17 protein-coding genes and 1 pseudogene are annotated in these 20,366 nt (G+C 73.3%); 5 read left to right on the top strand and 13 right to left on the bottom strand.

The annotated features are described in order from the left end of the window. Nucleotides 1-29: 29 nt before the first annotated feature. Nucleotides 30-1,148: pseudogene (locus ACSNOH_RS22475) on the top strand (maleylpyruvate isomerase N-terminal domain-containing protein); the annotation flags it as partial. Between the two features lie 73 nt (nt 1,149-1,221). Here the strand turns inward: ACSNOH_RS22475 and purU are convergent. From purU to ACSNOH_RS22455, 4 genes are all read right to left on the bottom strand, one after another. After that, nucleotides 1,222-2,115: a formyltetrahydrofolate deformylase gene (gene purU, locus ACSNOH_RS22470; protein ID WP_436723217.1), complete on the bottom strand. Its 894-nt coding sequence runs from the start codon at nt 2,113-2,115 to the stop codon at nt 1,222-1,224. Nucleotides 2,116-2,176: 61 nt separating this feature from the next. After that, nucleotides 2,177-2,671 (bottom strand): SCO4402 family protein, encoded by a 495-nt coding sequence (locus ACSNOH_RS22465; protein WP_436723216.1) that lies wholly within the window; start codon nt 2,669-2,671, stop codon nt 2,177-2,179. A 56-nt stretch (nt 2,672-2,727) separates the two neighbouring features. Further along, on the bottom strand, nt 2,728-3,609 hold the full coding sequence (locus ACSNOH_RS22460) for a hypothetical protein (protein WP_436723215.1): 882 nt from the start codon (nt 3,607-3,609) through the stop codon (nt 2,728-2,730). 790 nt (nt 3,610-4,399) lie between these two features. Continuing rightward, nucleotides 4,400-5,818 (bottom strand): transcriptional regulator, encoded by a 1,419-nt coding sequence (locus ACSNOH_RS22455; RefSeq protein WP_436723214.1) that lies wholly within the window; start codon nt 5,816-5,818, stop codon nt 4,400-4,402. A gap of 323 nt (nt 5,819-6,141) precedes the next feature. Between ACSNOH_RS22455 and ACSNOH_RS22450 the strand changes: the two genes are divergently transcribed. Next, nucleotides 6,142-6,816, top strand: coding sequence for a bifunctional DNA primase/polymerase (locus ACSNOH_RS22450; protein WP_436723213.1), 675 nt, complete (start codon nt 6,142-6,144; stop codon nt 6,814-6,816). Between the two features lie 102 nt (nt 6,817-6,918). On the opposite strand, the gene ACSNOH_RS22445 is transcribed toward ACSNOH_RS22450, so the two are convergent. The 3 genes from ACSNOH_RS22445 to ACSNOH_RS22435 form a co-directional block, all read right to left on the bottom strand. Next, nucleotides 6,919-8,373, bottom strand: coding sequence for an FAD-dependent monooxygenase (locus tag ACSNOH_RS22445; protein ID WP_436723212.1), 1,455 nt, complete (start codon nt 8,371-8,373; stop codon nt 6,919-6,921). Between the two features lie 200 nt (nt 8,374-8,573). Next, nucleotides 8,574-9,470, bottom strand: coding sequence for an alpha/beta fold hydrolase (locus ACSNOH_RS22440; protein ID WP_436723211.1), 897 nt, complete (start codon nt 9,468-9,470; stop codon nt 8,574-8,576). Nucleotides 9,471-10,035: 565 nt separating this feature from the next. Continuing rightward, nucleotides 10,036-10,728: an iron dependent repressor, metal binding and dimerization domain protein gene (locus tag ACSNOH_RS22435; protein WP_436723210.1), complete on the bottom strand. Its 693-nt coding sequence runs from the start codon at nt 10,726-10,728 to the stop codon at nt 10,036-10,038. Nucleotides 10,729-10,925: 197 nt separating this feature from the next. Here ACSNOH_RS22435 and ACSNOH_RS22430 point away from each other — a divergent pair, with 197 nt between their 5' ends. Both ACSNOH_RS22430 and ACSNOH_RS22425 read left to right on the top strand, forming a co-directional pair. Then, a complete protein-coding gene (locus ACSNOH_RS22430) occupies nt 10,926-11,681 on the top strand; it encodes an SIS domain-containing protein (RefSeq protein ID WP_436723209.1) in 756 nt (251 codons plus the stop codon). Nucleotides 11,682-11,803: 122 nt separating this feature from the next. Then, nucleotides 11,804-12,796 carry a hypothetical protein gene (locus ACSNOH_RS22425; RefSeq protein WP_436723208.1) on the top strand — a complete coding sequence of 331 codons (993 nt, stop codon included), beginning with the start codon at nt 11,804-11,806 and terminating at the stop codon, nt 12,794-12,796. A gap of 45 nt (nt 12,797-12,841) precedes the next feature. On the opposite strand, the gene ACSNOH_RS22420 is transcribed toward ACSNOH_RS22425, so the two are convergent. Together ACSNOH_RS22420 and pdxH are read right to left on the bottom strand one after the other, a co-directional pair. Beyond that, nucleotides 12,842-14,320 carry a PAS domain-containing protein gene (locus ACSNOH_RS22420; protein ID WP_436723207.1) on the bottom strand — a complete coding sequence of 493 codons (1,479 nt, stop codon included), beginning with the start codon at nt 14,318-14,320 and terminating at the stop codon, nt 12,842-12,844. 418 nt (nt 14,321-14,738) lie between these two features. After that, nucleotides 14,739-15,392, bottom strand: a complete 654-nt coding sequence (gene pdxH, locus ACSNOH_RS22415) for a pyridoxamine 5'-phosphate oxidase (protein WP_436723218.1) — start codon at nt 15,390-15,392, stop codon at nt 14,739-14,741. Between the two features lie 453 nt (nt 15,393-15,845). On the opposite strand from pdxH, the gene ACSNOH_RS22410 reads away from it, so the two are divergent. Beyond that, nucleotides 15,846-16,964: a citrate synthase 2 gene (locus tag ACSNOH_RS22410; RefSeq protein WP_436723206.1), complete on the top strand. Its 1,119-nt coding sequence runs from the start codon at nt 15,846-15,848 to the stop codon at nt 16,962-16,964. 15 nt (nt 16,965-16,979) lie between these two features. On the opposite strand, the gene ACSNOH_RS22405 is transcribed toward ACSNOH_RS22410, so the two are convergent. The 4 genes from ACSNOH_RS22405 to ACSNOH_RS22390 all read right to left on the bottom strand — a co-directional run. Next, nucleotides 16,980-17,579 carry a TetR/AcrR family transcriptional regulator gene (locus ACSNOH_RS22405; protein ID WP_436723205.1) on the bottom strand — a complete coding sequence of 200 codons (600 nt, stop codon included), beginning with the start codon at nt 17,577-17,579 and terminating at the stop codon, nt 16,980-16,982. Beyond that, nucleotides 17,567-18,295, bottom strand: coding sequence for an enoyl-CoA hydratase family protein (locus ACSNOH_RS22400; protein ID WP_436723204.1), 729 nt, complete (start codon nt 18,293-18,295; stop codon nt 17,567-17,569). Before ACSNOH_RS22400 ends, ACSNOH_RS22405 begins: the two co-directional genes overlap by 13 nt. Nucleotides 18,296-18,317: 22 nt before the next feature. After that, complete coding sequence (locus ACSNOH_RS22395; RefSeq protein ID WP_436723203.1) at nt 18,318-19,448, bottom strand: acyl-CoA dehydrogenase family protein; 1,131 nt, start codon at nt 19,446-19,448, stop codon at nt 18,318-18,320. Then, nucleotides 19,445-20,366, bottom strand: a 922-nt coding sequence (locus tag ACSNOH_RS22390) for a biotin/lipoyl-containing protein (RefSeq protein WP_436723202.1), incomplete at its 5' end; no start/stop codon positions are given. The genes ACSNOH_RS22390 and ACSNOH_RS22395, both read right to left, overlap by 4 nt.

Below are 20,366 nucleotides of genomic sequence, written 5' to 3'. Positions count from 1 at the left end.
GTGTATAAGAGACAGCCCCCGTCTCTCCTGCCCCTCCTCGCGAAATGGCTCCGACGTCGCACAAGGTCCTCAAATCCCTCCTCGGCGCGTGGGCGCTGGCCGCCTGCTCCCCGGAGGAGACCGCGGCCGTCGAGGCCCACCTGACCGACTGCGCCACGTGCGCGGACGAAGCCGTACGGCTGCGCGAAGCCGTCGCCCTGCTCCACCCGGAGGACAATCTGGACCTCGATCCGCGGCTGCGCTCCCGCGTGCTCGCCTCCTGCCTGGGCCGCCGCCCGGCCCGCGTCCCCGTGCCCGCGTGGGCCGCGCCGTACGACGCGGAGACCGCCCGCCTCGACGCCCTCCTGCACGACATCGGCGAGGCGGAGTGGCAGGCGCCGGTGCGGCTGCGCTGGTTCGACGGCGAGCGGCCCGTGGGGCGGGAGACCACCGTCGCCGCGGTCATCGGCCACCTCACGGCCGTCGACGGCCTCGTCGCCCGGACGCTGGGCCTGCCGGACCCGCTGGGGGACGCAACGGGCTCCTCCCCCGCCGAGCGCACCGAGGCGCTGTGGGCGACGCGCTCCGAGACGCCGCCGGGCGTGGTGCGCGCCGAGTGGCGGGAGCAGGGCCGCGCGCTGATACGGGGAGCGTCGTTCGCCGAGGAGGAGGTGGCCGGTCTCGCCGTCGCCTACGGCCCGGCAGCGCTTCCGGTACGCGATGCGTTCCTCGACCGGGCCTTCGAGTGCTGGATCCACGCGGAGGACATCGCCGAGGCCGTGGACTACCCGTACCACCCGCCCTCGCCCAGCCACCTCCACGAGCTGGTCGGGCTCGCGGCCCGCATGCTCCCGGAGGCCATCGCCGCCCGCCGCCGCGCGGGCCTGGCCCCGCCGGCCCACGTCCTGACGGTGGCGGGCGCGCCCGGCCGCTCCCTCCACCTGGAGGTGGAAGGCAGCGGCGGCGGCCACTGGCGCATCCCCCTCGACTCCCCGGCCGCCACGGCGCTCCCGGGCACGGAGGTCGCCCATGTGGCCCTGGACGCCCTGGAGTTCTGCCGCCTGGCAGCGGGACACGTCCACCCGGAGGACGCGGCAGCGGGACAGTCGGGAGACCGCGGCGCGATCCTGGACGCGCTGTACGCGACGGCTTCGCTGTCGCGCATGTAAAAGGCGCCGCATACGCCTGTGGCCCGCATCGTGGATGCGGGCCCCGGACGTTCGCGAGCGGAATCGCGGATCGCTACGCGAAGACGACCGTCCGGCGGCCGTTCAGGAGGACGCGGTGCTCGCTGTGCCACTTCACGGCGCGGGCCAGTGCCTGGCACTCCACGTCGCGGCCGATGGCGACGAGCTGCTCCGGGGTCACCTCGTGACCCACGCGCTCGACCTCCTGCTCGATGATCGGGCCCTCGTCGAGGTCCGCGGTCACGTAGTGGGCCGTCGCGCCGATCAGCTTCACGCCGCGCGCGTGCGCCTGGTGGTACGGCTTGGCGCCCTTGAAGCTCGGGAGGAAGGAGTGGTGGATGTTGATGATCTTTCCGGAGAGGACCTTGCAGAGGTCGTCCGAGAGGACCTGCATGTAGCGGGCGAGGACGACGAGCTCGACGTTCTCGGCCTGGACGAGCTCCAGGAGCTTCGCCTCCGCCTCCGCCTTCGTGTCCTTCGTGACCGGAATGTGGTGGAACGGGATCCCGTACGAGCCGACGAGCTCGGCGAAGTCCGTGTGGTTGGAGACGACGGCGGCGATCTCCACCGGCAGGGCGCCGATCCGCGAGCGGAAGAGCAGGTCGTTCAGGCAGTGGCCGAACTTGGACACCATCAGGATGACGCGCATCTTCTCGTCGGCCCGGTGGATCTGCCAGTCCATGTGGAAGGAGTCGCCGATGGCGGTGAAGCTGGCGCGCAGCTTCTCCAGGGTGACGGGCGCCTCCGCGCCGAAGTGGACGCGCATGAAGAAGAGCCCGGTGTCGTGATCACCGAACTGCTGGCTGTCCTCGATGTTGCACCCGGTCATGAAGAGATAGCTGGACACCGCGTGAACGATGCCCTGCTTGTCGGGGCAGGAGAGGGTGAGGACGTACTGCTCGGGCTGCGCTGGGGCCCCTTCGGCGGCAGGGGACTGGGAGGCGTTCATAGCCCAATAGCCTCGCACACCTGCGGAGCCCCCCGGACCGCGCCGCGGCCGGGGCCGCGGCTCAGCGCACCTGCGTCAGCCTCTCCAGCACCTCCAGCGGCCGCGGCGGGGCCTCCGGCTCATCCCCGTCGTTCAGCGCGAGCCGTACGTGCGCCTCCCGCGCCGCCTGGACCGCCTCCGGCCAGCCGTGGTGCTCCAGATACGCCGAGACCGGGGCGTCCGGCCCGACCTGGTGCATGATCCGCAGCACGCGCAGCACGGCGAGGTCGACGAGCGCCGCCTCGCCCGAGTCACGGAAGATCGTTCCGATGTATTTCTCGGCCGACCAGTTGTCCAGCCAGGTGTCCTCGACGAGTCGGTAGACGGCGTCCGTCACATCCCCGAAGCCCGTGTCGCCGGCGAGCCAGCGCTCGCGCTGGAAGACCGGGTCCGAGAGCATGTGCAGCGCCGAGCGCACCTGCGCACGCCAGCGCCACCACGGCATGTCATTGAGCGGCATGCCGTCCATGGTGGTCGAGCGGCGGCCGCGGCGGGAAGACTTCTCCGAACCCTGCATAGCAATCGATCGTACGTTCCCCACTGACATCCGGCCCGAGCCCCCGTCCTTCACCCTCAGAGCTGCGCCCACGAGTGCTGCGACAACCTGTACTTCTTCGCGATCGGGTTCCACAGCTCCGCGGCCTGTTTCTTCGCGGCCGTGGCGTCCGCGCTGGCCCGGTCGCCCGCGGCGCTTTCGCCCGACGGGCGCGCATGCCCCTTGACGCACCCGTGCTTGCCGCCCACCTGGTCCGCCCACGCCGCGTAGTGGCTGTCCGCGGAGGCGGACGACTTCCACGCCTTGGTCAGCTGCGCCGACAGCTCGGCGCTGTTCGGAAGCTTGTCGATCGCGGTCTTCTGGAGCCGCGTGACGAGGCCGTCACGCTGCTTGGCCGCGTCGCGCAGGTCGGACGCGGACTTGTCGAGGTCCTTGCAGTTCCGCGTCGCGTCGACGGCCTTGATCACGGCGTCGCGGCTGTTGTTGCTGTCCTTCAGCAGGGCGTCCAGGGCCTTGGCCTGGGCGGCCACCGGGTCCGCCGGGTCGGCCGACGCCTCCTTCTTGCCCTCGTCTCCCTTGGGCGCGTCACCGGGCGTCGCGGAGCTGACGGCGGTGTTCTGCGGGGTGTCCTTCTTCTCGTCTCCCCCGCCGCTGAGCAGCGCACCGGCGCCCAGCCCGGCGACGGCACAGCCGGCGACGACGAGCCCGACGATGGCCGCGGTGGGCAGCTTCCGCCGCCCGGGCGCGGGCTGCGGGGGCGCCCCGTGCGGCGACGCCCCGTGCGGGGGTGCCCCGTGCGGGGCGCGCGGCGGGGGCACCTGCCCCGGGGCGGCCGATGCCGCGGCGGATGCCGCCGAGGCGGCCGAGGCGCGGAACAGCCCGTCGAACTCGGAGGGCGGCGGACGCTCCCCCTGACCGGGCGCACCCCCGAGCGGCGACTGATAGGCCGGAGGCGGCACGGGGGCGCCTCCGACGGGGCCACCTCCGGCGACGGGCGGCAGGTATTGCGTGGCAGCGGCGGACGCGTCTCCGGAGGCCGCCCCTCCGCCTATGGGACCGCCTCCGGCGACGGGAGGCAGATACTGCGTAGCGGCAGCCGAATCACCACCCGAGGCGTTCCCCCCGCCAACAGGCGGCAAATACTGCGTCGCCGCGGCCGCCGCAGAATCGTCACTGCGCACGGGCGGCAGATACTGCGTAGCGGAATCCGCGGACGCCGCAGGAGCCTCACCGGCCCCCTGGGCGAAGGGAGCCGGCGGCCTGGGGGCGCCCGGGAGGGGGCCGGAGCCGACCGGCGGCAGGTACTGCGTGGCTTCGGAGTCGCCGGGGCCCGCCGGGCCGCCCGGTGGCATCTCGGGCGGCAGGGGGGCGCGCCCGCCGGGCCCCCACGGCTCGCTCCAGGGCCGGCCGGCGGCCGGCTGAGGGGCGTTGCCCTGTCCGCTCTGCGTCACCGGGACTCCTCAGGCTGTACGGCAACTTATCGATAGCGCGGCCACGCTACCGGGTCACCGCACGGCGGGGCCATGCGGCCGGATCCGGCGGGAGGGCGGCGGGGGCGCAGGGGTGTTCCGGAATGCTGCCGGATATTTGTGGGCGCGTTGCCGGGTACGCCTGCGGCTGACGGTTCCCGCCCGTAAATATCCGATTCCGGAACACCCCGGAGCCCCCGTCGCCCGGCACCCGACGACGAAGCCCGGCCCAATCCGACCGAGCCGGCCCGGCCCGGACCGACCCAGCCCAGACCGGCCCCTACGCCGCCTGCACCTCCAACCGCGCCCCGAACTCCCGCACCACCGGCTCCTCCCGGTAAGGAGCCAGCCGCTGCTGGAAGTCCTCCAGGTACTCCGCACCCCGGTTGGACCTCAGCGTGCCCAGCAGGTCCAGCGCCCGTACCCCCGTCGCGCACGCCTCGTCGACGTCCCGCTGCTGGACCTGCGCCGTGGCCAGCAGCAGCATGCCGATGGCGCGCCTGCGCACGCGCCCTTCCCCGTGCCCGGCGATGGCTTCCTCCGCACACCGCCGGGCCTGCTCGGCCTGGCCGAGGTCGCGGTGGCAGTGCGCCAACTCGTCCGCCAGATACGCGTGATCGAAGTGCCGGATCCAGGCAGGATCATCCCCGGAACCCGCCGCCGTGGAGCCGGATGAGCCGGAAGAGGCCGGCTCCCCCGCCTCATCCAGCTTGGCCACCGCCTTGGCCGCAACCAACTGGCACGACCGAGCGTCCCCCAGCAACGCATGCCCCCGAGCCTCCGCCGCGTAGAACATGGCCTCGGCCCGCGGCGTGACATGCCCCCGCGCGCCTTCCTGCGCGGCCTTCGCCAACTGCGCGATCTCGCGCGGGTTCCCCAGCGACGCCGCAAGGTGACTCATGCTGGCGGCCAGCACGTACCCCCCGTACCCACGGTCCCCCGCAGCCTGGGCGAGGCGCAGCGCCTGGATGTAGTACCGCTGGGCGAGGCCGGGCTGGCCGGTGTCGACGGCCATGTAGCCGGCGAGCTCGGTCAACCGTGCGACCGCGGCGAACAGTTCGCGCCCGACGGCCTCGCGGTAGGAGCCGGCGAGGAGCCCGGAGACGACGCTGTTGAGGTAGTGCACGACGACGGGCCGGACGTGTCCGCTCCCGTAGCGGTGGTCGAGCTCGACCAGCGCCTCCGTGGTGGCCCGCACCGCGTCGACGTCGGAGGCCCCGACCCGCGCCCCGGCGTTCCGCGCGACCTGCGGATCGGCCCCGGTGATGAGCCAGTCGCGGCTCGGTTCGACGAGCGCGGACGAGGCGACGGACGTGCCGCTGAGGAAGTCCCGGCGCCCGACGTCGCTCCGCCACAGCTCACACACCTGCTCGATCGCGCCGAGCACGGTGGGCGAGAACTGCAGGCCGACCCCGGATGCGAGGTTCTTGCCGTTGGCCATGCCGATCTCGTCGATGGTGACGGTGCGGCCGAGCTTGCGGCCGAGCGCCTCGGCGATGATGGCCGGGGCCCGCCCGCGCGGCTGCTGACCGCGCAGCCAGCGCGCTACGGACGTTTTGTCGTAGCGCAGGTCGAGCCCGTGCTCGGCGCCGCACATATTGACGCGCCGGGCGAGGCCTGCGTTGGAGCAGGCGGCTTCCTGAATGAGCGCCTGCAGCCGTTCGTTCGGCTGCCGCGCCACGAGTGGCCGTGCGGCCATGCTGTACCCCCTGAGACGGCTAAGCGTTCGCGGCGCTGCCCGCCGCGGCCTGCGGAGAAGCTGAGACAGCTGACTGCGTCCTCCCCTGTGATCTTTGCCCCCTGAATGTCCGGAGAATGCGGACTTAACGGTAATGACAGCTAAGGCGGCATTGGCCAGGCAATGACTGTCTCGCCCCGTCGCCGGACAGGTGGCTACCCACCCGCGGCGGCCAACCCGCGTCTGCGCCCCCGTACATGCATCCGTGCGCCCCATGTGCATGTCCTGGCACCGCCCACAAGCGTGAGCCTGAGCCGTAACCCCTCGTGACGGGGGGAGTTGTGATGGGCGTGGAAGAGACCATCGCAGTAGGAGCCCCGCACCTCCCCCACCAGCGCAGCGACCAACTGCTGGACGCCGCTGTCAGGTACGCGGAGGAGCGGCACTGGGACGTATTCGGCGGCACATGGCTGAAGGTGGAGGAGGGGCGGGAGTACTGCTCGTGCGGTGATCTCGGCTGCCCCGCTCCGGGCGCGCACCCGGACCGCCCGGACTGGGCCACGCAGGCCACCGGCAGCGCGGTCGCCATCCGCCGCATGTGGGAGCAGCAGCCCGCCGCCTCGGTCCTGCTTCCGACGGGCCGCACGTTCGACGCGCTGGACGTCCCGGAGACGGCGGGCTGCCTGGCGCTGGCCCGGATGGAGCGGATGAACGTCCAGCTCGGTCCGATCACGTGCACGCCGTTCCGCCGGATGCTGTTCTTCGTGCTGCCCGGCGGGGCGCTGAAGGTGGGGGACGCGGCCCGGAAGCTGGGCTGGCATCCGACGTCGCTGGATCTGATCGCGCGCGGTGAGGGCGATTACGTGGTCGCGCCGCCCACGCGCGTGGGGACGCGCGGTTCGGTGCAGTGGGCGCGGCAGCCCACGGTCGCCAACCGCTGGCTGCCGGACGCGGACGAGCTGGTGAGCGCGCTCGCGTACGCGTGCGGCCGGGACGCGGCGGACGCCCGCCGCAGGTGACGGCGGCGGGCACGGACAGAACGCGGTTGCGGGCCCGGGCCCGCAACCGAGACCGGAACCGGAACGGGCCCCGGACCAGGCCGGCCCCGGACCGGATCCGGATCAGCCCAACTCCCGGGCCTCCCCCACGTACCCGTCGGGCCGTACGAGGAGGGACGTGCGACGGGCGTCGGCACGGGTGACCGTGGTGACGCCCGTCTCCTGCTGTGACGGTGCGCCCGCCCCGCGCGGCAGCACGCGCACGTGCGTCCCGGCGCGCAGCGCCTCGTAGAGGCGGGAGGGCTCGCCCGCGCGCTCCACGAGCGGCAGGTCGGGGGCGCGACGCCCGGTCAGCGGGTGTGAGCCGGGCGGCGCGGGGTAGCGGATGCCGATCCCGGAGACCATGAGGGCGCCGCGGTCCGCGGCGAACGGCAGGGACGTGACGGCCACGGCGGCGGCGTCGCGCAGGCGGCGGGTGACGGGCGAGCCGATCAGGACGCCCCGCACGATGGCGCCGCTGATGCGGAGCACCAGCTTGCCGACGGGGTGGCGCTCGTCGTGGTAGCTGTCGAGGAGCGCGTCGGGGGCCGTCCCCTTGAGGACGGCGGCGAGCTTCCAGGAGAGGTTGGCGGCGTCCTGCAGGCCGGTGTTCATGCCGAGCCCCCCGGCGGGCGAGTGGACGTGGGCGGCGTCGCCGGCGAGGAAGACGCGGCCGTCGCGGTAGCGCGGCACCTGCCGCTCGTCGCTGTGGAAGCGCGAGGTCCAGCGGGGGTCGTGCATGCCGTAGTCCGTGCCGAGGGCGGCGCGGGTGACCGCCTTGAGCTCCTCGAAGTCGACGGGGGCGGTGGAGGGCCGGTCCGAGCCGCGGGCCCAGGCGATGACGCGGTAGTAGCCGTCGCCGAAGGGCACCAGGAAGGCGAAGCCTTCGCCGACGCCCCGGAAGGCCGGCAGCCCGGGCGGCTCCCTGTCGAGGCGTACGTCGGCGAGCATCACCGACCGGAGCACGGACTTCCCGGGGAAGGGCAGCCCGAGCGCCTTGCGGACGGCGCTGCGCACGCCGTCGGCGCCGACGGCGTAGGCGGCGCGCAGGGTCTCGGTGGCGCCGTCCGCGGTGCGCAGGTCCACGTCGACGCCGTCGGCATCCTGGCGCAGGCCGGTGACCTCGGCGCCGCGGCGCAGCACGACCCCGGCCTTCAGGGCGCGCTCCTCAAGGACCCGCTCGGTCTCGTACTGCGGGGTGAACAGGACGCCGGGGAAGCGGCTCGGCAGCCGGGACAGGTCGATCCCGCCGCGGCCGAAGAACCGCACGTCCGAGGTGAAGGCTCCGGTGGCGATCAGCGGTTCGGCGATGCCGCGGGCGTCGAAGGTCTCCAGCGTGCGCGCGTGCACGGCGAAGGCCCGCGTGAGGTTCGACTCCTGCGCCCGTTTCTCCACGAGCGTCACCCGCACCCCGGCGGCGGCGAGATCCCCGGCGAGCAGCAGCCCGGTGGGGCCGGCCCCGACGACGAGGACGTCGGCGGCGGGGACATCGGCGGAAACGTCCGCGGAGACGGCCTGGGAGGAGAGCGAGGAGGACATGACAGCACCTCTGATGGCTCGTGCGACTCGTACGACATTGCAACGCGTACGACGCTGCGGCTCGTACGACGTGACGTGTGCGGCCCGTACGGCTTGTGCGGCCCGTACGGGCACCTGGCCTTACTGCCAGTGCACACCCGCGCCCGGAAAATGTCAACGCTTGTTGAATTAACCTGCAGCAGCCCGCGGACCGCCCCGGACTACCCCGGCAGCACCGATTCCAGAAACGGCTCGACCGCCCGGCGCCAGCCCTCGGGCTGGTCGTAGTGGACGAGGTGGCCCGCGTCGGCGACCTCGGCGTAGCGGCCGCGGGGCAGGACGCGGACCATCTCCTGGGCCTCGGCGCGGCCGAGCTCCCCGTCGGGGCCGCGGACGACGAGGGCCGGGCACTCGACGAGGGCGAGCTCCTCCCAGTGGGCGTCGTGGGCGTAGGTCTCGCGGGCCTGGAGCATCTGGCGGCGGGAGAAGGCCGGGCGCCAGCCGTCGGCGCGCTCGGCCATGATCTCGGCGTAGTAATCCCCGCGGGCGGGGCGGGGGCGCTCCAGGGTGGGGTCGCCCTCGGCGAACCACTTGCGGACGTCCGCGAGCGTGGCGAAGGGGACCGGCCAGGAGCGGAACCACTCGCCCCACTCCCGCTGGGTGGCCGCGCCCAGCGCGGACGCCCGCATGTCGCAGATGACCAGGGCGCGGACCAGGTCGGGGCGGCGGGCGGCGACCTGCCAGGCCGTGAGCGCGCCCATGGCGTGGCCGATCAGGACGGCGGGGGCGAGCTCCAGGGCCTCGATCGCGGCCACGGCATCGGCGATGTAGGCATCGCGGGTGTACGGGCCGTCGGCCGGGCGCTCGCTGCGGCCGTGGCCCCGCTGGTCGAGGGCGACCGCGCGGTGCCTGGCGGACAGCCAGCGGGCGGTCTCCGCCCAGTGCGCCGCGCGGCCCATCAGGCCGTGGAGCAGCAGCACCGCCCCCGGGCCGCCCCCGCGGGACCGCCCGGCCCGACCGGCTCCCCCCGCCCCGCAGGAACGCTTGGGCGGATCGGCGAACTCCCAGGCCGCGAGCCGCACCCCGCCGCTCCCACTCACGTCGATGCGCCGAACCATGAGCCCTGGCACCTCCTACTCTCCCCCGAGCAGCTCCACGATATAGAACTTACATTCGAATGCAGGCTCAAAGCGCGTAACACCCCTCGTTCGAGTGACCTCAGGGAAGGGTTGACCGGCGGCACCCAGGGGATTAATCGACCTGGGCGCGGACTGCTCGGGGAAGAAGGTCCGCGGGGCGGACCCTGGGAGCTCGGGGCTCCGGGTCGCCACGGGGGTATATGGGGAGGCAGGGCCCCGGCTGCCCGCAAGGGCACCGGGGCCCTTGTCACGCCCCGCCGAGCTCATCGCGGCCCCCTCCCCGAGACAGCGGTGTCCCCGCGCATATGCGCGCCAGCGACAGCGTGGCACGGCCGGAGCGGCTCCGTGCCCGTTCCGCCGACTCCAGCCGGATTCCAGGGAGTTGACGCAGCAAGACGCCCCGCCGCGGGGCGCAGGAGGCGGCCCGGACCGGGGGGGCGCGGGTGAAGCGCGGGGCGGCGGCTCAGCGCTGAGTACGGCTCAGCGCTTGCCGACTCGGGCCCGGGCGCGGCTCAGCACCTGCCGACCCAGCGCCCGGCGCCGCTCAGCGCTTGGCGACGAAGACGTGCGCCGCGATGTCCGGCTCCAGCTCCGTGGCCTCACCGCTGCTGCCGACGATCACACCGCCGGCCGAATCCGTCACGCTGACCACCGCGCCGGGCTGCACGCCCGCGCGCCGCAGCGAGTACATCAGCTGGGCGTCCGTCTGGATGGGCTCACCGATCCGGCGTACGACGACGGTCTTGCCGTCGGAGCCGGCGTCCAGCTCCATCAGGCTGACCATGTCCTCATTGAGCAGCGGGTCCTGCTCGGCCTTCTCGCCCAGCTCCTCCAGGCCCGGGATGGGGTTGCCGTACGGCGACTCGGTGGGGTGGCGCAGGAGCTCCAGCACGCGGCGCTCCACCGCCTCGCTCATCACGTGCTCCCAGCGGCAGGCCTCGGCGTGCACCTGCTCCCACTCCAGGCCGATCACGTCGACGAGCAGGCACTCGGCGAGGCGGTGCTTGCGCATGACGCGCGTGGCCAGCCGGCGGCCCTCCTCGGTGAGCTCCAGGTGCCGGTCGCCGGCGACGGACACCAGGCCGTCGCGCTCCATGCGCGCCACGGTCTGGCTGACCGTCGGGCCGCTCTGGTCGAGCCGCTCGGCGATGCGGGCACGCATGGGGACCACACCCTCCTCCTCCAGCTCGAGAATGGTGCGGAGATACATCTCCGTGGTGTCGATCAGTCCGGACATGCGTGCCCCTCGATAAGTCGTGCGCGTGGCCCCTGGACCCAATTCTGACGCATGGCACCGCGAACGGTGGCGGGTACGGCCCCGGCCCGCCCGCCGTATTGACAGGGCCCTGGTCCAGACCGCAACGTGATCCGCGCCACGAGCGTACGCCCAGACCGTACGCGCCACCGGATCTCGATCTAAGGAGCCCCGCAGCGATGAGCGAGAACAAGCTGGCCGGGCAGTTCTTCGACGCCGCGATCGGGCTGCTGCAGCGGGTGCGCGACGAGGAGGCCGAGCACATCGCGGCCGCGGCGGCCCTGCTCGCCGACACCGTGGCGGACGGCGGCCGGCTCTTCGTCTTCGGCGCCGGCCACTCCTCGCTCCCCGCCCAGGACGTCGTCTACCGCGCGGGCGGCCTCGCCCTGATCAACCTCCTCGCCGTGCCCGGCGTCGTCGGCCTCGACGTCGTCCCGGCCACGCTCGGCAGCGCCCTGGAGCGCGTCGACGGCCTGGCCGGGGCGGTCCTCGACACCAGCCCCGTCCGGGCCGGCGACGTCCTGGTCGTCATCTCCCTCTCCGGCCGCAACTCCCTGCCCGTCGAGATGGCCATGAACGCCCGCGCGCTCGGCGTGCGCGTCATCGGCGTCACCTCCCTCGCCTACGCCGAGCACACCAAGTCCCGGCACGCCTCCGGCACGTTCCTGAAGGACCACTGCGACCTCGTCATCGACAGCAAGATCCGCGTCGGGGACGCGGAGCTCACGGCGGACGGCATCGCGGCCCCCTTCGGCCCCGCGTCGACGGTCGTCACCAGCGCGCTGATGCAGGCCGTCGTCGCGGCCGCCGCGGGCGAACTCGCCGCCCGCGGCACCGAGCCGCCGATGCTCCGCTCCGGCAACGTCGACGGGGGGCACGACTGGAACGGGCGGGTGCTGGACGAGAACCGGGACCGGATCTTCTTCCGGCACTAGCGCCGCAAGGGCACTGGCACCGCTAGGGCACTGGCCCCGCAAGGGCACCAGCACGGCAAGGGCACCAGCACCGCCGGGCGCACATAAGATCATCGGCAAGCGCCGCGCGAGGGGGTTGCCGTATGAACGCAACGAACGTCCGCCACGACTGTCACGACTATTTCGCCGACGTCCGCGACGGCCACAGCCCGGAGCGCCCCAAGGCGCTGTGGCGCACGTCGCCGGAGACCGGCACGTGGGAGTACTGGTCGACCATCGACTGGGCCTGGCGGCAGGCCGGGGAGCGGCGCCCGGTGACCTCGGCTCCCGCCCGCGAGGACCTGGCGCCCCTGGACGTGCGGGCCGCCGAGCGGCTGCAGGGGGACCGGCAGGGGTGGGTGGAGTACTGGGCGGACTCCAACAGCGTGGTCCGGCGGCGGTTCAGCCCGGAAAGGGTGCACTGCCAGTACTCGAATGACCGCCGGCTGTGGACGGGCGCGTCGGTTCTCTCCGACCCGGACGGGTCGACATGGGGATACTCCCGCACCACACGGGAGAAGGCCGACGCCTTCCTCGAAGAGCTCAAGGGCCGCCCCGGCCTCACCGAGATCGGGGAGAGCGGCCCGCACTCGCCCCGCCCCTTCGACGCCTTCCGCTACTTCGTCGCCGGGGACGAAGGAGAGGCGCCACAGGGGCTGTGGCGGCTGGACGCGGACGGCTTGTGGCAGTACTTCTCGGCGCGCGAATGGGGCTGGTTCCCCGAATTCTGGGGGTACCACTACATACCCAGGACGCCCGCCGCGTCGATGGACCTGACGGAAGTCCCCGCCCGGCGCGCCCGGGAGCTCGAGGCCGACCGGGACGTCTGGGTGACGGACTACTGGCTGTACTGGCGCTTCGACAACGAGCACGCCAAGGGCGCGCCTCCCGACGGAGTGGCCCGGCGGTACAGCGACGCCCGGAGCTGGTGGGAGGAGCTCTTCGCCGGCAAGGCCTGGCACGAGACCGACGTGGTACGCCGCTTCCCCGACTACCGCGACCACTCCGTCTACCCGTGGATCGAGAAGACCGACCGGGCGACCGCCGAAGCCACCCTCGCCGGCCTCTTCGGCCTGACCGGCGTCATCGAGCCCTGATCCCTGATCCCTGACCCCTGACCTCTGATCCCTGACCTCTGATCCCTAGGACGCCCCCGCCGGCCCCGCCAGGTCGATCGACGCCGCCACCCGGCACGCGATGTCCTCCGCGTACGTCGCGTCCGAGCGGTCGAACGGGCGGCGGGACGGGCCGCGGAGGAAGGTCACCGCGCCGAGCGTCCGCCCGCGGCTGCGCAGGGCCGTGGCGAGGGCGTGGACGGTGCCCTCGGGCCACTTGCGGGCGCCGGCCCAGGTCTCCGTGCAGTCGGAGGCCGCGCGGACCGAGCCGCAGCGCTCGACGGCCTGCAGGGCCGGGTGCCCGTCCGGGTAGGGCACGGGCAGGCCGCCGCGGCCCGTCGCCGGGCAGGGACCCGGCGTGCCGGCGGGCGTGGCCGTGGCCCTGACCAGCCGGACCGGGGGGTCGGGCGTCGCCTGCGGCTCGGGGAGCAGGTCGATCAGGGCGTGGTCGGCGAAGCCCGCGAGGGCGAAGTCCAGGTAGAGGGAGGCCGCTTCCATGGGGCCCTCGCACTCGGCGACGGCGCGGCCCGCCCGGTGCAGCTGGCTCGCGCGGAAGCGCAGCCGGGCGCTGTCCTGCTCGGTGAGGCGGGCGGCGGTGACGTCCAGGAAGAGCCAGGCGACGCCCAGCGGCACCGGTTCCTCGGCGAGCGGCGAGGCCAGCCGCACGAAGCCGCTGCGCCAGCAGCGCCGCTCGGGCGGGGCGCCGCCCTGGTCGCGCAGGGTGACCCACAGGTCGGTGGGCGCGGGCGGGGCGCCCGCCGCGAGGACGTGCTGAAGGGCCCCTTCGACCTCTTCGACGCCCTGCTCCAGCAGCTCGCCGAGCGGCCGGCCGAGGAGCGCGGTGCGGCCCGTGCGCAGGGCCCGCGCGGCGTGGGCGTTGGCGAGGGCGGGCCGCAGGTCGGCGTCGACGAGGACGACGCCCCACGACGCGTCCCCGAAGAGGGCCTCGCTGAGCGCGATGGAGCGCTCCAGGTCGATCTGGGTGTGCACCTCGCTGAACGCGCAGTACACCCCCGCGGGCCGCTCGCCCGCGCCCGGCAGGGCCGACAGCTGGGTGCGCACCAGCACCCGCCCGCCGTCCTTGGTGAGCAGCGCGAACTCGTGGACGTGCCGCCCGGGGGCGGCCATCGCCTCGTCCAGCCGGGCGGCGACCTCGGCGGCGTCGGCGGGGCGTACGGCCCAGCCGGCGAGGCCCTGCCGGCCGACGGCCTCGGCCGCGGTCCAGCCCAGTATCCGTTCGGCCTCGCGGTTCCAGTGGGTGACCGTGCCGTCGGCGCCGAAGGCGCACAGCGCGGTGTCCATGCCGTCCAGAAGCGCCGCGAGGAGGCCGGAGTCGTCGCTGTCGGGGGCCCGTTCGGAGGGTCGTTCGGAAGCGCTTCCGGCGCTGCCGCCGGCTTCCCCGCCGCCGGGCGCCGGGATCGCCGGGCGGGCAGGGCCTGGCCTGTGTGGTGCGGTCACGAGGTACCCCCAGCTGGACGCGTCTGCATGTCCTGCACGACGGGTCATTCAACTCGACCGTGATGGGCACCACACCGTCTTCGGGAAAATCGTTGCCCACCGGAAATTCGGTTGTCGCTCACCCGCACGCTTCCTAGGGTGGTGCGCACACGAGAAGGGAGGTGGTTCGGGACATGGTTTCATTCCGGACGCGTGAGGTGACTGCGGGCTAGCGCCCGTCGTCGCGCCAAGCGCAACGCCGGGGCCTCCCAGGCTGCAGCTGGGGGATCCGCCGGCCAATCCCAAGCAGTCACCCGATCCGTGGGCCGCCGAGTCGTCCGCTCGGCACCGCCGCGCCCCAGGGCGCGGCGGTAACCGGCCCACGGATCGTCTGCTTTATCGCTTTATCGCCTTTACCGGCCTTAGGGGACTACTGGCCCTACGGACTACCGCCCTTACGGGCCACCGGCCTTAGGGACCACCGGCCTTACGGACTGAGGCGCTCCACGCGCCAGCCCTCGCCGCCATCGCCACCCGCGCCGCCCTCTCCGCCTTCCCGCACATACCGCAGCCGGTCGTGCAGCCGGTTCTCGCGTCCCTGCCAGAACTCCACGCTCTCCGCGGTCACGCGATAGCCGCCCCAGCCCGTCGGGACAGGCACCGGCTCGCCCTCCGGGTAGCGGGCGAGCAGCCGCTCGTACGCGGCGTCGATCTCCTCGCGGGAGGCGACCACGGCCGACTGGGCGCTCGCCCAGGCGCCCAGCTGGGAGCCGCGCGGCCGCGAGTGGAAGTACACGGCGGTCTCGGCCGGGTCCACGCGCTCGGCCGTGCCGGCGACGATGACCTGACGGCCGATCGGGTGCCAGGGGAAGAGCAGCGAGACGTACGGGTTGCGCGCGAGGTCGGCGGCCTTGCGGGAGCCGTAGTTGGTGTAGAAGACGAAGCCGCGGTGGTCGTAGCCCTTGAGGAGCACGGTCCGGGAGCTGGGCCGGCCGGCCGCGTCGGCGGTGGACACGACCATGGCGTTGGGCTCCCGCAGCCCGGCGGCGAACACCTCGGCGAACCAGATCGCGAACTGCTCGTACGGATCGGGGGCGAGGTCCGCCTCCGAGAGGCCCTCGGAGCGGTACTGCTCGCGCATGGCTGCGGCGTCCAGCGCGCCGCCGTGGAACTCGGGAGCGGGGAACTCGTCGGCATGGGTCACGGCCCCATCCTGTCAGCAGCCGCGCCCGGGCAGCAGAGGTATCTGCCCCCGGCCGCCCCTCCGTAACCCTCCCGCGGCCAAAACCCCCACTGTGCCGGACATCACCTTTCGCCGCATGTGGCGAACCCCCCAAAATCGCAGGGCGGGAAGCTGTGGTACCCGCACATCACCGGCTATCGTTTCCGGCCGGAATCCGGAACGAGCCCGCCCGTCAGGGGTCCGGGCGCGGAACCGGGTGAAGACCCGCCGCACGGGGCATGACCCGGTTGACCGGTGACGGGCCGCGATGCCGTACGCAGCGACGCACGGACAGCGGGCCGCATCAGGCTGCAGCCGCGCCCGACCGGGCCTTACGCCCCAGCTGTCGCACACGTCACGAGGAGCCGCCTGATGTCCGACTTCGTACCCGGACTCGAAGGAGTCGTCGCGTTCGAGACGGAGATCGCCGAACCCGACAAGGAAGGCGGTGCCCTCCGCTACCGCGGCGTCGACATCGAGGACCTGGTCGGCCAGGTGTCCTTCGGCAACGTCTGGGGCCTGCTGGTCGACGGCTCGTTCAACCCCGGCCTGCCGCCCGCCGAGCCCTTCCCGATCCCCGTCCACTCGGGTGACATCCGCGTCGACGTCCAGTCCGCGCTCGCGATGCTCGCCCCCGTGTGGGGCCTCAAGCCGCTCCTCGACATCGACGAGGCCACCGCCCGCGACAACCTCGCCCGCGCCGCCGTCATGGCCCTGTCCTACGTCGCCCAGTCGGCGCGCGGCCAGGGCCTGCCGATGGTGCCGCAGCGCGAGATCGACAAGGCGGAGACCGTCGTCGAGCGCTTCATGAAGCGCTGGCGCGGCGAGCCCGACCCCAAGCACGTCAAGGCCGTCGACGCCTACTGGACGTCCGCCGCCGAGCACGGCATGAACGCCTCCACGTTCACGGCCCGCGTCATCGCCTCCACCGGCGCGGACGTGGCCGCGGCGCTCTCCGGCGCGGTCGGCGCCATGTCCGGCCCGCTGCACGGCGGGGCGCCGTCCCGCGTCCTCGGCATGATCGAGGAGATCGAGCGCACGGGCGACGCCGCCGCGTACGTCAGGCGCGCCCTGGACAACGGCGAGCGCCTCATGGGCTTCGGCCACCGCGTCTACCGCGCGGAGGACCCGCGCGCCCGCGTCCTGCGCCGCACGGCCCGCGAGCTGGCCGCCCCGCGCTACGAGGTCGCCGAGGCCCTGGAGAAGGCGGCCCTGGAGGAGCTCCACAACCGCCGCCCGGACCGCGTCCTCGCCACGAACGTCGAGTTCTGGGCGGCCATCGTCCTGGACTTCGCCGAGGTCCCGGCGCACATGTTCACCTCGATGTTCACGTGCGCCCGCACGGCGGGCTGGAGCGCGCACATCCTGGAACAGAAGCGCACGGGCCGCCTGGTCCGCCCCTCGGCCCGCTACGTCGGCCCGGGCCCCCGCGACCCGCGCGAGGTCGACGGCTTCGCGGACATCGTGGGCAAGGCGACGGTGGGAGGCTGACCGGTCGCGCCCCCCTCACAGCAACCCGCTGAGGACGTCCGTCCAGTGCTTCACCAGGCGTTCCCGGCGGGTGCTGTCGTCCGTCAGCAGAGTTGCGAGACCCAGCCCCCGGCACATGTCCAGGAAGCCTTGAACGGTTTCACGGACGCCGGGGCGGCGCTCGTCGGCGCCGAGGAGTTCCACCGCCATGCGGTGGACCTCGCGGCCGACGCGCGCCTCCAGTTCCGTCACCGGGTCCCGTAGCGCGTCGTCGTTCGCGGCGGCCACCCACAGGTGCAGGGCGGCGCGGAACAGCGGTCCCGTGCAGAGGTCCACGAGCTGGCCGACGGCCATGTGCGTACGGGCCGGGCCGGTGATCAGCTGCACCTGGGGCAGCAGGTCCCGCACGGCCGCCGACCGCTGCTCGGCCACGTACTCGACGGCCGCCGTGAAGAGCTCCTCGCGGGTGCGGAAGTGGTGCTGGGCGGCTCCGCGCGAGACGCCGGCGCGCTCGGCGACGACGGAGACCGTGGAGCCGGCCCAGCCGCGTTCGGCGAGGCAGGCGATCGCCGCCTCCAGGAGCCGCTGCCGCGTGGCGCGGCTGCGGTCCTGCTTGGGCAGGCTCAGCGGGCCCATACCGGCTCCCTGCGCTCCAGAAAGGCGGTCATGCCCTCACGGGCCTCCGCCGAGGCGAAGAGCCGTGCGGACAGGGCTACCAGCTCCTCCTCGTCCCGCTCGAAGGCCCGCCGCACATCCGCCGTGGCCAGCGCCTTCGACGCGGCGAGCCCCTGCGGCGAGCCGCGCCGCAGCCCGTCCAGGATCGCCTCCAGCTCCCGCTCCCCGGCCGTGACGAGCCCGATCCGCACGGCCTCCGCGACCCCGAACCGCTCGCCGGTCAGGTAGTAGCGGGCCGCGGCACGCCCGTCGAGGCGCGGCAGCAGCGGCAGCGATATCACCGCGGGCGCGAGCCCGAGCCGGGCCTCGGTGAAGGCGAACGTGGCCGCCTCGCCCGCCACGGAGATGTCACAGGCGCCCAGCAGCCCCAGACCACCCGCCCGGGCATGGCCGTTCACGCGCGCCACGACCGGCTTGCCCAGCCCGACCACGGTGCGCATGAGCCGTACGAGCGCCCGCGGCCCGTCCGGACCCGCCTCCGTCAGATCGGCGCCCGAACAGAAGGTGTTGCCGGTGTGGGTCAGCAGTACGGCGCGCACGCCACCATCGCGCTCCGCCTCGTCCAGCCCCTCCAGCAGCTCGGCGACGAGCCGGGACGACAGGGCGTTGCGGTTGTGCGGGGAGTCCAGGGTGAGGGTGGTGATGCCGTGCTCGGAGGAGCGGCGGACCAGCGTCACAGAAAGCCACCTTTCTCGGTACTCAGTACGACTTGGGCAGGCCCAGCGTCGTGTGCGACACGTAGTTGAGGATCATCTCCCGGCTGACCGGGGCGATCCGCGCCACCCGCACCGCGGTGAGCAGGGACGCGAGCCCGTACTCGCTCGCCAGCCCGTTTCCGCCGAGGGTGTGCACAGCCTGGTCGACGGCACGGACGGCGGCCTCGGCGGCCGCGTACTTGGCCATGTTGGCCGCCTCGCCCGCGCCCATGTCGTCGCCGGCGTCGTAGAGATGGGCCGCCTTGAGCATCATCAGCCGGGCGAGCTCCACCTCGATGTGCGACCGGGCCAGGGGATGCGCGACGGCCTGGTGGGCACCGATGGGCTCGCGCCAGACGGTGCGCGTGCGGGCGTAGCCGACGGCGCGGGCCAGGGCGTAGCGGGCCATGCCGAGGGCGAAGGCGGCGGTCATGATGCGCTCGGGGTTGAGACCGGCGAAAAGCTGGAGGAGCCCGGCGTCCTCATCACCGACGAGCGCATCGCCGGCCAGCCGCACGTCTTCGAAGACGAGCTCGAACTGTTTCTCGGCAGCGGCGAGTTCCATGGGAATGACGCTCCTCGAAAACCCCGGAGCGTCCCTGTCCACCACGAACAGACACGGCTTGAGGGCTCCCGTGCGCCTGTCCTCCGTGCGCCCCACGATCAGCGTCGCGTCCGCGATGTCCACCCCCGAAATGAACACCTTGCGGCCATTGAGCACCCACCCTTCTCCCTCCCGCCGCGCGGTCGTCGTGATGCGGTGGGAATTGGAACCCGCCTCGGCCTCGGTGATGCCGAAGGCCATCCGGACCGTCCCGGCGGCAATGCCCGGAAGCCACTTCCGCTTCTGCGCCTCGGTGCCGAAGCGGGCGATCACGGTGCCGCATATGGCGGGCGAGACGACCATCATCAGCAGGGGGCAGCCCGCGGCACCGAGCTCTTCCAGGACGATGGCGAGCTCGGCCATGCCGCGGCCGCCGCCCCCGTACTCCTCGGGAAGGTTCACCCCCAGATACCCCAGCGCGCCGGCCTCGGCCCACAGCTCCTCAGTGGCGCCGCAGCGCCCGTAGCGCTTGCCGAGCGCGGCGACGGCGGCGCGCAGGTCACGGTGCTCCTGGGTTTCGGTGAAGCTCATGGCGTCAGCTCCTCGACGACAGCAAGCAGGGACCCGACCTCGACCTGACGGCCGGGGACGGCGTGCAGGGCGGTGAGCGTGCCGGTGGCCGGCGAGACGATGCGGTGCTCCATCTTCATGGCCTCCAGCCACAGCAACGCCTGCCCGGCGCGGACTTCACCGCCCTCGGCGACCCCCTCCGCGATACGGACCACCGTGCCGGGCATGGGAGCCAGGAGGGATCCCGGTTCCGGCGGGGCGGCGGCGTGGCCGGGGAAGCGGGGCAGGAGCGTGAAGGCATGGGCGCCCCACGGCGTGTCCACGTAGACGTGGTCGCCGTACGCGGCCACGTCGTAGCGGGCACGGAGGCCGCGCGTCTCCAGCACCACGTGCTCGCGGGACGCCTCCAGAAGACGGACACTCTCTCCGGCCTCCAGGCCGTGCCGGGTGAGGCGGTACCGCACGGTGTGCTCCTCGCCGTCCGGTTCGGAGCGGTAGCGCTTCTCCTGCGGCTGCGAGGGGAGGTTGCGCCAGCCGCCGAAGCGGGAGCGGCCTTGAGCGTCGGCGACGGCCGCGGCGAGGGCGGCGGTTTCGACGCCGTCCCGGCGACCGGTGAGCTCGCCCAAGTGCCGCTCGTAGAAAGACGTGTCCATACGCCCTTGGACGAACTCCTCATGCCTGAGCGAGCGTACAAGGAGATCGCGGTTGGTCACCGGACCGTGGATGCGGGCGCGCTCCAGCGCGTGGCTCAGCAGCCGGACGGCCTCCGGCCGGCTGGGGGCCCAGGCGATGACTTTCGCCAGGAGTGGGTCGTAGTAGGGGGTGACGGTGTCCCCGGCAGCGACCCCTGCGTCTACGCGGACGTATCCCGCGCCTTCGGCACGGCTTTCGGCCCACCCACCCGCCCGTTGAGGTAATGCGGATGGTTGCCCATGAGAG

The organism is Streptomyces sp. URMC 127, assembly GCF_051386535.1.
Lineage (GTDB): Bacteria > Actinomycetota > Actinomycetes > Streptomycetales > Streptomycetaceae > Streptomyces.
The sequence above is the reverse complement of the archived record's forward strand: the minus strand, read 5'-3'. Positions and strand labels throughout refer to the sequence as shown.

Bases quoted from the DNA above. Each gene is read 5' to 3' on its own strand.
- ACSNOH_RS22420 (WP_436723207.1), bottom strand. From the start codon at position 14,320: ATGACCCGTCGTGCAGGACATGCAGACGCGTCCAGCTGGGGGTACCTC.
- ACSNOH_RS22430 (WP_436723209.1), top strand. From the start codon at position 10,926: ATGAGCGAGAACAAGCTGGCCGGGCAGTTCTTCGACGCCGCGATCGGG.
- ACSNOH_RS22465 (WP_436723216.1), bottom strand. From the start codon at position 2,671: ATGCAGGGTTCGGAGAAGTCTTCCCGCCGCGGCCGCCGCTCGACCACC.
- ACSNOH_RS22425 (WP_436723208.1), top strand. From the start codon at position 11,804: ATGAACGCAACGAACGTCCGCCACGACTGTCACGACTATTTCGCCGAC.
- ACSNOH_RS22450 (WP_436723213.1), top strand. From the start codon at position 6,142: ATGGGCGTGGAAGAGACCATCGCAGTAGGAGCCCCGCACCTCCCCCAC.
- ACSNOH_RS22435 (WP_436723210.1), bottom strand. From the start codon at position 10,728: ATGTCCGGACTGATCGACACCACGGAGATGTATCTCCGCACCATTCTC.
- pdxH (WP_436723218.1), bottom strand. From the start codon at position 15,392: ATGCGCGAGCAGTACCGCTCCGAGGGCCTCTCGGAGGCGGACCTCGCC.
- ACSNOH_RS22455 (WP_436723214.1), bottom strand. From the start codon at position 5,818: ATGGCCGCACGGCCACTCGTGGCGCGGCAGCCGAACGAACGGCTGCAG.
- ACSNOH_RS22395 (WP_436723203.1), bottom strand. From the start codon at position 19,448: ATGAGCTTCACCGAAACCCAGGAGCACCGTGACCTGCGCGCCGCCGTC.
- purU (WP_436723217.1), bottom strand. From the start codon at position 2,115: ATGAACGCCTCCCAGTCCCCTGCCGCCGAAGGGGCCCCAGCGCAGCCC.
- ACSNOH_RS22405 (WP_436723205.1), bottom strand. From the start codon at position 17,579: ATGGGCCCGCTGAGCCTGCCCAAGCAGGACCGCAGCCGCGCCACGCGG.
- ACSNOH_RS22410 (WP_436723206.1), top strand. From the start codon at position 15,846: ATGTCCGACTTCGTACCCGGACTCGAAGGAGTCGTCGCGTTCGAGACG.
- ACSNOH_RS22440 (WP_436723211.1), bottom strand. From the start codon at position 9,470: ATGGTTCGGCGCATCGACGTGAGTGGGAGCGGCGGGGTGCGGCTCGCG.
- ACSNOH_RS22445 (WP_436723212.1), bottom strand. From the start codon at position 8,373: ATGTCCTCCTCGCTCTCCTCCCAGGCCGTCTCCGCGGACGTTTCCGCC.